We start from the raw sequence: 15,932 nt of genomic DNA, 5'->3' as shown, positions 1-15,932 counted from the left end.
AAATTTTATCTTTATTATAAGAAAAGTTCCTATAATTTATCTTATAATATTAATAGTAGAAATTTATTTTAAGCTATATTTAATTTATATTAATGGCTTTACCATTCCAGCTTCAGCTAAAAAGCAGCTTGGCTGATACTCTACTTTTCTGATTTTATCATACTTAGCATAGCTTAGTATCAGCTCATCTTTTGCTCTAGTAACTGCTACATAAAAGAGTCTTCTCTCCTCTTCTATATCACTCATTAATCTAGAATTAGGAAATCTCCCCTCAGCCAAATCAACTACAAAAACTAAATTAAACTCAAGTCCTTTACTAGCATGCACTGTAAGCAAATTTACACCTTGACCTTCGCTCATCTCGCTCTTGCCTAAAGTTAAAAAATTATAAAAATTATCAATACTACTATGACGATTGCTAATCTCTAAAAGCACTCTAGCCTTAGCCATTATGCGATCAATTGCGCTGCTTTTTAGCTCATTATCTATATTGCCGTTTTTTAGTGTAGCTCTTTTGGTTGCTAGCGTATCAACTATAACATTATAGATTTTTGATTGCATAATTGAGCTTATAATTTTATTTGAATTACTCTGTTTATCTAAGCTAAGCAATAAATTTCTAAGCTCATATAAAAATATTGCACCATTTTGATTTAAATTTGAGTAATTAAGTGCTGGAGAATTCATAAACTCATCATCAAATCCCAACTCAGAAAATCTATTTGAAGGCATAAATTCACTAAAATCATCAAATAATCCAAGCTGGTAGTTCTTCTTTTTAGCAGGAAGTTTGACGCTATTTCTATCTGGGTCTATAAGACCTTTTATTATATTGCCATGACCAGCAGAACTTAAAATATCAAAAAGCTCTTTAGCGTGTGCGTTACCAACTCCTCTTGCATACTCTAATATGTGAATAAAAGCCATAATATCTCTAGGATTTACCAAAATCGCAACTAAATCGATAAGAGCCTTTATCTCACGAGATTCAAAAAAGCTTACTCCGCCCTTTCTTTTACAGCTTATACCCTGCTCTTTTAATGCTACTTCCAATCCATCAGCACTTGAATTATTACGAAAGATTATAGCTATATCATTTTTGTTATATTTGCTATTTGCAATTAGCTGAGCTACTGAACTATATTGTGAAAATAACTCATCATATGTTAGCAACACAGGAGACTTAAACTCACCTTCACGGCTTACTTCAAGGGATTTTGGATATAATCTTGGATTATTAGCTATTACTTTATTTGCTAAGGCTAAGATTTTAGCACTTGAGCGATAGTTTATATTTAATGAAAATATATTAGCATCAAAATATCTTTGCTTAAAACTACCAATAATCTCGATATTTGCTCCATTAAATGCATAGATACTTTGATCAAAATCTCCTACGCAAAATAGACTTTTTGTATTAAAAGCGTCTATTAATGAGCCTTGGAGCGAATTTGTATCTTGATACTCATCTACTAAAATTTCATCAAAATATATCCTAGCCCCTTTTTTTAACTCATTTCGCATTTTAATAAGTAAATCATTAAAATCAGCGTAATTAAACTGCGTCTTAGTCTCTTCAAACTCTTGCAATATATCATCATAAATTTCAGCAAATTCAGCCTGATCTGGATAGTTAAGACTAAACCAGCCTATAAAATCTTCACCATTAACACAGCTATTGCAAAATAGTGAATATATATCATATAAATAGGCTCCACTATAGCCTTTAGTATCACTAATTCTATGGAATTGCCTTCTATCTGTTATGCTCTTTAATAGAGTTTTTAGCTCACTTGGTTGCTTTAGTATAACGCCTTTATTAAGGCTTTTTAGAAGCGAATTTGATACTGAATGAAATGTTCCAGCAGTAATTTGTGATATTACTCTATCATCAAAATATCTACTAAGCCTCTCAATCATCTCACTAGCAGCTTTATTTGTAAATGTTAATAATAAGATCTTATCTGCTTTTATACCAGAATTTAAAAGATGTGCTATCCTAGCTACAATAGTGCTAGTTTTGCCTGTTCCAGCACTTGCTATTATAAGATTATGTCCCATAGCAGCAGTAGCTGCACAATATTGCTCTTTATTTAGCTTTGAAAGCGGCATTATTTAGTCCTGTTTGATTGCTTTATAGCATTTAGATGAGCCTCATAACTAGATGTAAATATATGAGCGCCACTGCTTTTATCTCTTACAAAATATAGATAATTTGTCTTTTTAGGAAATATTGCTGCTTTTATAGCATCAAAGCTTACATTACAAACTGCATTTGGTGGAAGTCCAGCATATTTATAGGTATTATATCTGCTATTATCTGAGGCGATTCTTTTTGGAGTAATCTTTTCATGTGAATATAGATCATAATTTAAAGTTCCGTCCATTTGAAGTTTCATACCGATTTTTAATCTATTATATATCACAGACGCTACAAGAGGCATCTCATTTTTATTTGCTGCTTCTTTTTGCACTATTGAAGCTACAGTAATAAACTCATACCAACGCCTCTCATCCCACTGACCAAATATCTTTTTGCTTAAACTTTCATGCTGTTTTTTGGATATATTTATAAGATAATAAACCAAATGAGCCTCACTAATTCCAACTGGAATTTTATAAGTCTCAGGAACCAAAAAACCCTCTTTTATAGGTGAATTTGCTAAATAATTTTTCATTAGTTCGTTATAATTAAGGCCAAATTTTTTAGCAATATCATAAAAGAAATATGCTGTAGTCTCTCCAGGAACTAGCGTAATATCTCTCATAGCGGCTTTAGCAGTTGTAAGTTTATATAAAAAATCAAATTTACTAAGCGTAGTCTGCCCTATATCAATCCAGCCAGATTGTGGAAACCCCATCAAAACTAAAATATACTTATCAAATCTATCTACTTTAAAATTTAGTTTAGCTAAATAAGATATAATTTCACCTACGCTTCCCTTAGGCAGATATACAACTTTGCTTGTGTTTATAGTTTGAGATAGCGATGCAAAGATCGTTAGGAAAAGTATGAGTAAAATTTCACAGATTATAGATAAAAATCGCTTTTTATTGCTATTTTTAACTCTATTTATAGCCATTTTTGTCGCCTTTTTTATATGGATAAAAATCGGAATTAAGATAGAATCTATGGATTTTAACCGATTTAAAATTTCGCAATTATATATAAAATTAGATAACAAAATTACACTAAAAGCAAAAAATATAAATATTTTACCAGATAATAATGAACAAAATAGCTCTAAATCAACACTAGAACTTATACACTATATGAAGTGGATTGATATGTTATTTAATAAAATTGAATTAACAAACATATCAATTGGTGATCAAAAATCATACTTTATATATACAGATAATAAATTTAATTTTGATAACAATGATATATATATAAATGCAAATTTAGCCAGACAAAATCGTAATTTAAATTTATCTATAAATCAAATTAATCTTAAAGATTTTAATACTACATTTAGCGGATACTTAGAGCTAAACTTCTATGATGAAATACATAAATTTAGAGGCAAATTCAACTCATATGAACTTCAAGGTGATATTAATTTAAATATTGATAATGATATTTTAAGCTATGAAGTTGTAAATGTAACCGCACCTACTATTAAGCAATTTATAGATGCTTTAGCCAACGCAATAAATTTAAATAGTGAGATTAAAAACTGGATATATGGCTATATTGTTGCAAGTGATTATAGATTAGAGATTTTTAAGGGTAAGTTTAATCTTAATAGTAGTGATTTGTCAATCTCTGAACTATATGGTAAAGCTAGTGCAAATGCTCCAATTGTAAAATTTCATCCTGATGTAGCTGCTGCTACTGCAAGTAGTGTAACAGTTACTTTTAAAAACTCAAATTTAATATTTGATATCAAAGATGCTGTTTATGAAAATGCAAAGGCCAATGTGGGGTTAAGTATAAATAATTTAGATAGCAATCCAAACCTAATACTAGATATCAATACAACATCTTTATATAACGAAAGTATAAATAATATACTAAAAGCCTATGATATAAAAATTCCAATCTTACAAAATAGCGGAACCTTAAATAGCAATATTTGCTTAAATATAGACCTTAGCGATATAAAAGTTAGAGCTGATGGTGAGTTTGTTTTAAATAATAGCACTCTTGATATAGCTGGAGCAAACTTTTATTCAAATCACGCTAAAATAATTTTAAAAGATGATAAAATTACAATTAAAGATGGCCATATCAAAAATGATATTTTTGATGCTAATTTTAGCGCTTTTATAGATACAAGCGATCAAAATGCTAAATTTGATTCTAAATTTAACTCCATTATTATCCCTAATTTAATTGATATAAAAAATCTAGATGATAATATTACTTTAGACTTTAAAGATGATGCAATTATCAAATCTAAAATATTAGGCTATGATATAAACTTAAGCCAGCCAATCACCATAAACATACCAAGCATTGCACCACTTAAGCCGTATTCCAAGCTAATTAATGATCTAAATTTAACCAAAGCTGACATTAAAATTACCACCAATGATTTTAAAAATATTACAGCTAGAGTAAATGATGTAAATTTTAACCTGCCAATAATTAGCAAAAAAGATGGCAATTATACTGATGATAACTTTACTATCGAAATTTCAGATATTATTACCATAAAAAGCCATAGTGGTATCATTAATTCTACAATCATAGATGGCCAAATAAATATATTTTTAGACTCTGCAAAAATTAACATAGAGTCTAATAGTATCAAAGGTGATTTTGATAAAAATATAAAATTTATTGCTAATAATAGCGTATTAAATGTAGTAGATATCAATAGAACTGTAAAATTTGATCACTTTAGCGGTAGCAAAAATAAAGATGAGCTTAAATTTGATGGAGAATTTGATGGCGGATATATATCCATTACCGAAGGTAAAGATATATTAAAGGCAAAAGGAAATGGTATATCAGCTACAACTGTCAATGATATTTTAGATCTAAATACATTTAGTGAGGGGATTTTTGGGTTAAAAGTTATTGGAAAAAATAGCAAAAATTTCAAAGCCAGCCTTGAACTAAAAGATACCTATTTAAAAGATTATAAAATTTATAATCAACTTTTAGCATTTTTAGATTCTATCCCATCTTTACTTATCTTTAAAGTGCCTGATTTTAATAATAAAGGCTTTAGCGTACAAGATGGCATTATAAGACTTCAAAGAATTGATGATAATCTTACTATACACGCTATAGATATCAAAGGAGCAAGTGCTGATATAGTAGGAAGTGGTGGTATAAACCTAAGCACCAATGATATAGATATAACTTTAGAATTAAAGCTATTAAAAGATGCTAGCACCATAATAGATAAAATTCCACTAGTCAATCATATACTTCTTGGTAAAGATAGAAGTATATCAACTGTTATTACCATTAGCGGAACTATAGATAAACCAGATATAAAGACTCAGGTCATAACCGATGTACTAACAACCCCATTTAGTATAATCAAAAATACTCTAACATTACCATTTGTAATATTTGATTAATTTGAGTTAAATTTTATTAGTTATAATTAAAAATTAAAGGAGAAAATATGCAAAAACATCAATTTCAAACTCAAGTAAGTGATCTTTTAAATTTAATGATTCACTCGCTATATTCAAATAAAGAGATATTTTTAAGAGAGTTAATCTCAAATGCAAGCGATGCATTAGATAAGCTAAATTATCTAAGCCTAACTAATGATGAGTATAAATCACTTCAGTATAGTCCAAGAATAGATATTAAGCTAGATAAAGAGGCCAAAACTTTAGTAATTAGCGATAATGGTATAGGTATGGATGAGAGTGATCTAATCAATAATCTAGGCACAATCGCAAGAAGTGGAACTAAAGGCTTTATAGATTCTATGAGCGGTGATGCTAAAAAAGATAGCTCATTAATCGGCCAATTTGGTGTAGGATTCTACTCAGCATTTATGGTAGCAAGCAAAATAGAAGTAATCAGCCGTAAAGCTCTAAGCGATGAAGCGTATAAATGGAGTAGCGATACAAATGGATATGAAATTTCAAAATCTAGCCTATCAAGTCATGGAACACAAATTACGCTATATCTAAATGATGATGAGTTTTGCGATAGCTTTAGAGTTGAGAATATCATCACAAAATATTCAAATCATATCCCATATCCGATATTTATGGATAAAGATGAATGGATAGCGCCACAAGGCGATGAAAAAGATGGCCACTATGAGAGCAAAAACTCACAAATAAATAAAGCTAGCGCACTATGGAGAATGAGTAAATCAGGATTAAAAGATAGTGATTACAACGACTTTTACAAACAAATTAGCCACGATAGTAGCGATCCGCTTATGCATATTCATACAAAAGCAGAAGGAAAGATAGAGTACTCTACCCTATTTTATATCCCTTCATCTCAGCCATTTGATCTATTTAGAGTAGATTATCAAAGTGGAGTAAAACTATATGTAAAGCGTGTATTTATCACCGATGATGCTAAAGAGCTTCTACCACCATATCTTAGATTTGTTCGTGGAGTAATGGATGTAGAAGATATCCCATTAAATGTCAGCCGCGAAATTCTACAAGAAAATAAGATTTTAGCTACTGTCAAAGACCAAAGTGTCAAAAAAATCTTAAACGAATTAGAAAAAATGCTTAATAACGATAGAGAAAAATACTCTAAATTTTATGCTCTTTTTGGCAATGTGATTAAAGAAGGACTTTATGGATTTAGCACCAATAAAGATAATATCTTAAATTTATGTCTATTTAAATCTACTCTAAATGATAAGCCAATTACTCTAAAAGAGTATAAAGAGGCTATGAAAGAAGATCAAAAATCTATCTATTATATTAGTGGTCAAAATGAGAGTATGCTAAGAAATTCTCCTTTACTAGAAGGGTTTAAAGCAAAAGGTATAAATGTTTTAATCTGCGATGAAGAGATCGATACAATTGTCTTGCCTATGGTAAATGAATTTGACTCTACTGCATTTAAAAGCATTAACAGCTCGGACATAGATAGCGAAATAGATAGCACACAAAACTCAAGCAATGATGAGACAAATGCTCTAATAGTTAAAATTAAAGAAATTTTAAAAGATGAAGTAAAAGATGTAAAAATTTCAAACCGCCTAAGCGATTCAGTCTCATGCCTAATCTATGATAAAAATGACCCAGATTACGCTATGCAAACTATACTAAAACAGATGGGACAAGAAGCACCAAAAATCAAACCAATCCTAGAGATAAACCCAAATCATGAAATTATCACAAAATTAGCAAATAATGAACTAATGATAAATGATGTAGCTATTTTGATTTTAAATATGGCAAAAATTAGCGAAGGTATGACTATAGAAAATCCAAGCGAATTTAGCTCTAAACTTGCTAAAATTATCTCAAAGGCACTATAAATAAATTCTGCCCTATTTTAATGGGCAGAATTACCTAAATTTATATCTCTATCTATAAATAAAATTAATTATACTGTTACGATTATACACACTACTTTCAATTTTTTAACCAATTTTTATAATATATTCTAAATTTAATCATAATTTACGATAAAATAAATCTACAAAATTTTAATAAATAGGAGTCTGTATGACACAATGGACACAGATATATGATCCACTGGGCAATATATGGCTTAGTGCGTTGGTGGCATTTTTGCCGATTTTATGCTTTTTAGTTTCACTACTAGTATTTAAATTAAAAGGCTATGTAGCTGCATTTTTTACAGTTGTTTTAGCTTCAGCTTTGGCATTATTAGTTTATGATATGCCTTTTTCACTTATTGGTGCTAGCTTTGTACAAGGCTTTGCGCAAGGTATGTGGCCAATTGCTTGGATCATTATTGCTGCAATCTTCTTATACAAACTATCAGTTAAATCTGGCTCATTTGAGGTAATCAAACAAAGTGTTATCTCTATCACTCCAGATCACAGAATTCAAGTTATTTTAATTGGATTTTGTTTTGGTTCATTCTTAGAAGGAGCCATTGGTTTTGGTGGTCCAGTTGCTATTACTGCTGCACTTTTGGTTGGTCTTGGCCTTAAACCTTTATATGCTGCTGGTCTTTGTTTGATCGCTAATACTGCTCCAGTTGCATTTGGTGCTGTTGGTATTCCTATCATTGCTATGGCAAACCTTGTTGGTGTTGAACAGTATGAAGTTTCAGCAATGGTTGGTCGTATGCTTGTTCCACTTAGCCTTACAGTTCCATTTTTTATAGTATTTTTAATGGATGGATTTAAAGGTGTTAAAGAGACATTTCCAGCAATTTTAGTAGCTGCAGTAAGCTTTACAGCAACTCAATTTATTAGCTCAAACTACTTAGGTGCAGAGCTTCCAGATATTGTTTCAGCTATTGTTTCACTAGTTTGTACTACAGCTTTTCTTAAAATTTGGAAACCAGCTAATATCTTTAGACTAGATGATCAAACAGACTTTACAAACAACACTCAACTAAGCAATGGTGAAATCTTTAAAGCTTGGTTACCATTTATCTTGCTAATTGCTTGTATTATTCTATGGACACAACCATGGTTTAAAGCTCTATTTGCAAAAGGCGGAATCTTTGATTATACAGTTGTAACTCTAGCAGCAAACAATGTAGGCACAACTATAGTTGATGCAGCTGGAAAAGCAGTTGGTCTAAATTTAAATATCAGCTTTGTAGGTCTTCAAGCCGGTACTGCTATTTTAATTGCTGCTTTCTTATCAATTTGGTTTTTAAAAATCAAAGCAAACGATGCGGCTGAGTGCTTCTGGGATACTTTAAAAGAGATGGCAATTCCATGTATTACAATTGGTCTTGTTGTATCATTTGCATTTATCGCCAAAAATGCTGCTATGAGTACAACTCTAGGTCTAGCATTTGCTCAAACAGGAGATGCATTTGCATTCTTTAGCCCAGTAATTGGCTGGATTGGTGTATTCTTAACAGGTTCTGATACAAGTTCAAACCTTCTATTTGGCCCACTTCAACAAGTAACAGCTAGAGAACTTGGAATTGGTGAGGCATTATTCTTAGCTGCTAACTCAGTTGGTGGTGTTGTAGGTAAAATGATAAGCCCTCAAAGTATCGCTATTGCGTGTGCAGCTGTTGGTCTAGTAGGTCGTGAGAGTGAGCTATTTAAATTTACACTTAAATACTCAGTAGCTTTCATTATCTTAATTGGTATTTGGACGCTAATCATCGCATTCTTTATGCAAGGAATTATCCCAGATATCGTAACTAAGGGCTAATATCTATGAGAAAAGTATATTTTTTCGCTACTTGCCTTGGCAGTGCTGCTATGCAAGATAGCGTTTTAAATGCTATTAAACTTCTACGCCGTGAGGGCGTAGAGGTGATTTTTAAGAAAAATCAAACCTGTTGCTCTCAACCATCTTTTAATAGTGGCTATTTTAATGAGAGTAAAACTGTAGCTATGCATAATATTAATCTATTTGATGAAGATATTCCAATTGTAGTTCCAAGCGGCTCATGTGCTGGTATGATGGGTCATGACTATTTACAACTCTTTGAAGAAAGTCCTGAATTTGATAAAGTTCAAAGATTTGCTGCTAGAGTATATGATTTAAGCCAATATCTAGATGAAATTTTACAAGTAAATTATGAAGATAAAGGTGAAAAAATCAAAGTCGCATGGCACTCAAATTGCCACGCTTTAAGAGTTGCTAAAAGCGTTGAAGCTAGTAAAAATCTAATTCGCAAATTTGCAAATGTTGAACTACTTGAGCTTGAGCATGAAGAGGAGTGCTGTGGTTTTGGCGGTACATTTGCAGTAAAAGAGAGCGATATATCAAATGCTATGGCACTAGCTAAGATTGATGATATTAAAAAAACTGGTGTTAGCTACTTAATTAGTGGCGATGGTGGATGCTTATTAAATATCTCAGGCACAATGAAAAGAAATGGTGTAGATATCAAATGCTTACATCTTTATGATTTTCTAATTAAACGCCTAGAAGGAGCGCCACTATGAGTAAAAAATTGCCACACGACCAAATTGTAAAAATTAAACTTGGCGACTCGCAACTAAGACAAAATTTAACAGTAGCTATGCATACGCTACAAAAAAATCGTCTAAATGTAATAAATGCCAAATTTAAAAATTGGCAAGGATTAAGAGATAAGGCTAAAAAAGCTAAAAATAACGCTCTTATGAGTCTATCTGATAGGCTTATTGAATTTGAAAAAAATGCCACAGCAAATGGCATTAAGGTGCATTGGGCAAGCTCAGCTACTGATGCTTGTGAAATCATATACGAACTAATGCGACAAAATAATATCAAAAAGATATTAAAAGGCAAATCTATGGCTAGTGAAGAGATTGGGCTAAATCACTACCTAGCAAATAAAGGCCTTAATGCAATTGAAACTGACCTAGGAGAGCTAATAATTCAACTAAATGATGAAGCTCCTGTGCATATAGTGGTACCAGCAATTCACAAAAATCGAAACGAAATTGGCAAAATATTTCAAGAGAAGTTAGGAGCTGATTTAGAAAATGAGCCAGAAAAGCTAAATCAAATAGCTAGAAAACATCTAAGAGATCAGTTTGAAGGTCTTGAGATGGGGCTTAGCGGAGTTAACTTTGCTATGTCTAAAGAGGGTGCATTTTGGCTAATTGAAAATGAAGGCAATGGTAGAATGTGTACTACTGCTCCTCAAATTCATGTTGCACTTTGTGGAATTGAAAAAGTTATGGAGAGCTTTGAAGATGCTGCTACTATGGTGCATCTACTTACTCCATCTGCTACAGGTCAATTCATCCCTACATATAACAATATAATAACAGCTCCACGCAACGAAGAGCTAGATGGCCCAAAAGAGGTGCATTTAATACTATTTGATCATCATAGAAGCGATATGCTAGCACATCATGATTACTATGAGGCACTTAGATGTATTAGATGTGGGGCGTGTATGAACTTCTGTCCAGTATATGATAAGATTGGTGGTCATAGCTATCAAACTATATATCCAGGGCCTATTGGTGAGGTTATAAGTCCAAATATATTTGGTATGGAAGCAACTGGAGATATACTTACATTTTGCTCATTATGCGGTAGATGTAGCGAAGTATGTCCTGTTAGAATCCCGCTAGCTGATCTAATCCGCAAACTAAGAGCCAATAAAGTTGGTCAAGGTAAAAATTCACCACTTAGCACACAAAACGGCCATAAAAATAGAGGCGAAGCTTTTGCTATGAAGCAATTTGCAAATGTTGCTACAAATGGAGCTTTATGGAGATTTAGCCTTAGCAAAGCTCATCTATTTAACAAAGCTTTACATAAATTCCAAAACTCTATTCCAGTAATAAAAAACTGGAGTAAATACAAAGAGCTACCACAGATCAAAAAAGATCTATACAAAGAGCTTGAAAATATGGAAGGTGTCCGCTATGAATAGAATAGATGAAATTTCAACTAAATCAAAAGAGATGATTCTATCTCGATTAAAAGATAGCTATAAGATTGCCGGATTTGAATCTAGCAATAGCGTAGATCCAGTAGAGCATGTCCAAACTACTAATAACCCGCTTGAAGAGATGAAGCAAAAAATGAGCGATAATAAATATATTGTCCATGAATGCGATCCATCAGCATTAGAAGATACCATAAATGAAATTGTAGCTAGCTATGGATATAGCAAAATGATCTATGGAAGTGGGTTAAATTTAAATTTAGATAAAATCAATGCAAGCTCTAAAATATGCTTTGATAAACCTATAGAGGAGCTTAGAGCTGATGTATTCCATAGTGAGTTTTCTATCGTTCATGCCGAATATGGCGTAAGCTCTCATGGCGTAGCTTTGCTAAAATCTAGTCAAGCCCAACCTAGAATGTTAAGTCTAGCACCAAATCTTTGCATAGTTTTACTAAAAAAAGATAGAGTAAAAAACTCTTTAGCGAGTGCATTAAATGCTCTAAAAGCCGATTGCAATGGAAAACTTCCAAGCAATATATTATTTATTGCTGGACCTTCAAGAACTGCTGATATTGAGCTTATTACTGTTTTTGGTGTTCATGGCTCACAAAAAGCACACTTAATATTGTATTGATAATAAATATCTGCATGAATATCCATGCAGATATTACTTAATATTAAAATCTCTTAGAGTAATTGTAAATTTAGTTTGATTATCCCTACTTTGACACACAATAGCAAAACCAAGCTCATCACAATATCTCTTAACCAAACTAAGCCCAATCCCAAAACCACCATTTTGCGTATCAAAACGGCTAAATTTATCATAGATTTTATCTAAATTTTCTTTTGAGATTACTGTACCAAAGTTGATGATTTCAAAGCTATTTTTATCTAAATTTATAATAATTTTACTATTTTTACTACTATATTTTATTGCATTTGATACAAGATTATCAATGATTTTACCCAATTTTTGCATATCGCTATTTAATTCAAAAGAGATAGAGTTAATCTCAAATTCAATCCCCTTAGCATTAGCAGAAAGTTCAAATAGTTTAATGCGACTCTCAATTAACTTTTGCACATCAAATTTGCTAATACTATTTGGATTATTTTTTAAATTTAATGCTAAATCATTATAAATTCCACTTAAAGTCTTAGCTGCAATTTTTATATTATCTAGATATTTTGGTGGATTTTTATCAAACATTTCACTACTCATTAATATCACACTAAGTGGAGTATTAATCTCATGCGTTGTATCAGTAATAAAGTTATTAAGCGCTCTAATCTGCGCTAAAAGAGGTAAATATGCAAGCCTAACTAAAACAAATGCAATTATCCCAATAAATACAAAAACAACTCCAGCCACAAACCAAACACGCCAAAATAAATTATCAATATCATCTGCTATATCTTGATTTTTTAGCTCCACTATTAGCTCAATTTTACGCATTCTAGAGTGAATATTTTCTTTCATATATAATGCATCATTTGCTAGATAAAACTCTCCTTTAAATTTTGGCATATCAAAGCTTTTATATATATATCTATGTGTTTTGATGTTATATAGATTGATTTGATAAATACTTTTTAATTTCATAATATTATCTATATTATTATTTAATCGAAGTAGATATTCAAGCTCTTTAGAAAATCTCTCAAGATGAATTTCATGATGCTCTACAATCTTTGATTTAGCCTCTTTATAATACATTGTAGCAAAACCGATTAAAAAAAACATACTAGAAAGAGTATAGAGCAAAAATATAGGCAGAATATACTTTTTGCTATGCATATTCATATCCTAATTTTGGGTGCGATATTATTTTATCTTCGCCTATAATTTTACGTAAATTTCTTATATATACTCTTAGACTTAACTCACTTGGTATCTGACCATAATCCCATAAATTCATATAAATTTCATCACGGCTTAAAATCTTGCCTCTATTTTTTAAAAATAGAGCTAATAGATCACTCTCTTTTTTAGCTAGTTGAACTGGTAAATTATCTTTAATTAACTTTTTTTGAATAATGTCAAATTTGATATTATTGGATATTTGAATATAATTATCACTATTTAAATGGCTAAATTTACGTTTTAAAATATTATCAATTCTTAATAGCAACTCAGCTAACTCAAATGGCTTTTTAATATAATCATCACAACCGCTCTTAAAGCCTTTGGCTAAATCACTAATATCATTTAATGAAGTAGTAAATATACAAGGAGTATCCACGCCAGACTCTCTTAAGCGACTAAGCAGCTCAAATCCATCTCCGCCAATAATCTTAACATCAAAGATAAATATATCAAATTTGCACTCATATGCTAAACTCAAAGCCTCATCATAGCTATCAATGCCTACAACCTCATATCCGTTGCTAGCAAGATAGTCGCTGACCATCTCACATAGCATCGGCTCATCTTCAATTAGAAGTATCTTACTACTCACAGCTTATCTCATTGGACAATCTGGATTATAAATACCATTTGGGCAGTCTGGAGCAAATTTACCAGGGCGATCTGAGCGATTTTGCATATTTGCTCTTTTGTTATTTTTATACATATTCATAGAGCAAATTCCGGCAAAAAACTTATCATCTCTATCTAGTTTAGCCATATTTTGACGCATTTGATATCTAAATTCTTTATAGAATTCATCTTTTTGTTTAGGGTCTAAATTTTTAGTTGCTTGAGCTATTTTAGCATGAATATCATCACAACCTTTTTGAATTTTATAATACTCTTTGCTAGCCTCTTTTTTAAACTCAAACATCTCTTTGCTTAATTTAGCTGCACTATCAGCACCAAATGCCACACTACTGCTTACCATAGCTGCTAGAGCTATACTTAATATCTTTTTCATTTTAGATCCTTTCTATTAAAATGTAGTGAAATTATATACAGCTATTGTTTAAAAAATGTGAATTTAAAAAAGAGAGTTGAATTTTTCTATAAAAACTAATGGATCTACTTGTATATTTCTTATTATTACGCCAAAGTGTAGATGTGGGCCACTTACCCTACCAGTTGCACCGCTAAGGCCTATTTGATCGCCTTTAGAGACTTTTTGACCTACTTTAACATCAATCCTATCTAAGTGATAATATTGAGTATAAATACCGCCACCATGATCAATTATAACGCTTTTTCCAGCGTAATATCTATCTTTAGCAATTCTTACTATACCATCATTTGCAGCTATTACCTTTTGACCAATCGCCGCTCTATAGTCTGTTCCACCATGATAGCTTTTAATGCTATTATTAAAAACTCTAGCATTTCCATATTGACTAGTAATAAAACTACTCATCGGAGCTATAAACTTGCTATTAACTAGCAAATTTGAAGTAATACTCCTATAAACCTCTATAGCCTCATTTCTCTCTTTTTCTATGCGTTTCATAACACTTTTTGGCGGATTAGCCTTTGCTGGAGTAACCTTAATACTCTCTTTTTTATAGTTTTTTTGCTCTACTTTTAAAACTTTTAGACTACTTTGTCCATTTAGGCTATTTGTGATATTTATATCATTTTTAGCATAGTAGCTTGCTGGGATTATGGCTATTTTTACACCATCTTTACTAGGATGATTTAGCCAAGATACTGATTTATTATCTATTTTTAAATCTCCAGCATCAGATGATTTGATACTTAAAATTTCTAAACCACCATTAAATATAGTTCCAGCCCAACTACATATGGCAAAAATTAAAAGAGAAAAGAAAACTCTCATCTATCAAACTGAATATAGAGATAAAAATCTTTTTCTACTAATTGGAGAGTATCCATTTAGCTGTTCATATGCCTCTTCAGTATCCCCATCAGTTAACTCTTTAATCTTTTCAATAAGTTCATAAAGCTCTTCATCATCTAAATTTTCAAATTCTCCACACTCCTCTAAAACCTCTTGAATAATCGCTTCTAACTCTAATTCATCAAAACTCACTATATCTCCTTGAAAAATTTTTTCGCAATGATACCTAAAATTTCTTAATTTAACTTTGAAATTTATATTTAGATAATTGAATTTATGCTAAAATTATCAGTAAATTTTTGGAGATGTGATGAGAATTTTACACTTAATTTTACCTTGTTTAATCTGTCTTAGTGGTTGCGCACAAAAAAATCAAGAATTTACCACTTTAGACTCAGTGTCGTATAATATTGAAGTTGATTTTATGGATGCTGATGAACATAATCAAAAAGATATAATGCTTGGATATAATGATCTATTACATGATGTTCAAATAGACTCAAATAGCAATAATCTTAAACTTATAATGAGTGGTAAAAAAGCTATAAATAAGGTTAAATTTGATGAGATTTCAAGCAAGATAGCAAACTATCTAAAAAACCATAGAGGTCAAAATAAAATAGCAATCGAGTATCACCTATATTCTAAAAAGCTATTTCAAGGCTCATTTTAACCTCTTATAGTTTTAACTACTATTAATA

At 31.2% G+C, this 15,932-nt stretch carries 14 protein-coding genes; 7 read left to right on the top strand and 7 right to left on the bottom strand.

The annotated features are described in order from the left end of the window. Window positions 1–84 precede the first annotated feature (84 nt). Both CVIC12175_RS03680 and mltG read right to left on the bottom strand, forming a co-directional pair. Window positions 85–2,112, bottom strand: coding sequence for an ATP-dependent helicase (locus tag CVIC12175_RS03680; RefSeq protein WP_086315863.1), 2,028 nt, complete (start codon window positions 2,110–2,112; stop codon window positions 85–87). After that, window positions 2,112–3,125 carry an endolytic transglycosylase MltG gene (mltG, locus tag CVIC12175_RS03675; protein WP_180380656.1) on the bottom strand — a complete coding sequence of 338 codons (1,014 nt, stop codon included), beginning with the start codon at window positions 3,123–3,125 and terminating at the stop codon, window positions 2,112–2,114. Before mltG ends, CVIC12175_RS03680 begins: the two co-directional genes overlap by 1 nt. Here mltG and CVIC12175_RS03670 point away from each other — a divergent pair. The 6 genes from CVIC12175_RS03670 to CVIC12175_RS03645 all read left to right on the top strand — a co-directional run bounded on the left by CVIC12175_RS03670 (window position 3,013) and on the right by CVIC12175_RS03645 (window position 12,098). After that, entirely contained in the window at window positions 3,013–5,541 is a 2,529-nt protein-coding gene (locus CVIC12175_RS03670) for a YhdP family protein (protein WP_152023632.1), read from the top strand. The two genes, mltG and CVIC12175_RS03670, sit on opposite strands and share 113 nt — an antisense overlap. Window positions 5,542–5,588: 47 nt before the next feature. Next, complete coding sequence (htpG, locus tag CVIC12175_RS03665) at window positions 5,589–7,436, top strand: molecular chaperone HtpG (RefSeq protein ID WP_086256704.1); 1,848 nt, start codon at window positions 5,589–5,591, stop codon at window positions 7,434–7,436. A gap of 190 nt (window positions 7,437–7,626) precedes the next feature. After that, a complete protein-coding gene (locus CVIC12175_RS03660) occupies window positions 7,627–9,273 on the top strand; it encodes a lactate permease LctP family transporter (protein WP_086246534.1) in 1,647 nt (548 codons plus the stop codon). Between the two features lie 5 nt (window positions 9,274–9,278). Beyond that, the gene (locus CVIC12175_RS03655; protein ID WP_086302369.1) at window positions 9,279–10,016 is read left to right on the top strand and encodes a (Fe-S)-binding protein; all 738 of its coding nucleotides are present in this window, start codon (window positions 9,279–9,281) and stop codon (window positions 10,014–10,016) included. Beyond that, window positions 10,013–11,446 (top strand): LutB/LldF family L-lactate oxidation iron-sulfur protein, encoded by a 1,434-nt coding sequence (locus CVIC12175_RS03650; RefSeq protein WP_086256706.1) that lies wholly within the window; start codon window positions 10,013–10,015, stop codon window positions 11,444–11,446. The genes CVIC12175_RS03655 and CVIC12175_RS03650 overlap by 4 nt, the downstream gene beginning before the upstream one ends. Continuing rightward, the gene (locus tag CVIC12175_RS03645; RefSeq protein WP_086256707.1) at window positions 11,439–12,098 is read left to right on the top strand and encodes a LutC/YkgG family protein; all 660 of its coding nucleotides are present in this window, start codon (window positions 11,439–11,441) and stop codon (window positions 12,096–12,098) included. Before CVIC12175_RS03650 ends, CVIC12175_RS03645 begins: the two co-directional genes overlap by 8 nt. 33 nt (window positions 12,099–12,131) lie before the next feature. Here CVIC12175_RS03645 and CVIC12175_RS03640 read toward each other — a convergent pair whose 3' ends face one another. The 5 genes from CVIC12175_RS03640 to CVIC12175_RS03620 all read right to left on the bottom strand — a co-directional run bounded on the left by CVIC12175_RS03640 (window position 12,132) and on the right by CVIC12175_RS03620 (window position 15,423). Continuing rightward, window positions 12,132–13,265 carry a sensor histidine kinase gene (locus CVIC12175_RS03640; protein ID WP_086302371.1) on the bottom strand — a complete coding sequence of 378 codons (1,134 nt, stop codon included), beginning with the start codon at window positions 13,263–13,265 and terminating at the stop codon, window positions 12,132–12,134. Continuing rightward, window positions 13,258–13,926, bottom strand: coding sequence for a response regulator transcription factor (locus tag CVIC12175_RS03635; protein WP_141082877.1), 669 nt, complete (start codon window positions 13,924–13,926; stop codon window positions 13,258–13,260). The genes CVIC12175_RS03640 and CVIC12175_RS03635 overlap by 8 nt, the downstream gene beginning before the upstream one ends. 3 nt (window positions 13,927–13,929) lie before the next feature. Then, the gene (locus tag CVIC12175_RS03630; protein ID WP_086255306.1) at window positions 13,930–14,340 is read right to left on the bottom strand and encodes a hypothetical protein; all 411 of its coding nucleotides are present in this window, start codon (window positions 14,338–14,340) and stop codon (window positions 13,930–13,932) included. Window positions 14,341–14,403: 63 nt separating this feature from the next. Continuing rightward, window positions 14,404–15,210: a peptidoglycan metallopeptidase Pgp3 gene (gene pgp3, locus CVIC12175_RS03625; RefSeq protein ID WP_086302373.1), complete on the bottom strand. Its 807-nt coding sequence runs from the start codon at window positions 15,208–15,210 to the stop codon at window positions 14,404–14,406. A 3-nt stretch (window positions 15,211–15,213) separates the two neighbouring features. Next, window positions 15,214–15,423 carry a hypothetical protein gene (locus tag CVIC12175_RS03620; protein ID WP_086224406.1) on the bottom strand — a complete coding sequence of 70 codons (210 nt, stop codon included), beginning with the start codon at window positions 15,421–15,423 and terminating at the stop codon, window positions 15,214–15,216. A gap of 118 nt (window positions 15,424–15,541) precedes the next feature. Between CVIC12175_RS03620 and CVIC12175_RS03615 the strand changes: the two genes are divergently transcribed. After that, complete coding sequence (locus CVIC12175_RS03615; protein WP_086255307.1) at window positions 15,542–15,904, top strand: hypothetical protein; 363 nt, start codon at window positions 15,542–15,544, stop codon at window positions 15,902–15,904. Window positions 15,905–15,932 lie beyond the last annotated feature (28 nt).

The organism is Campylobacter vicugnae, assembly GCF_002139875.1.
Lineage (GTDB): Bacteria > Campylobacterota > Campylobacteria > Campylobacterales > Campylobacteraceae > Campylobacter > Campylobacter vicugnae.
Note: the sequence above shows the minus strand (reverse complement) of the source record. Positions and strands in the feature narration are given on the sequence as shown.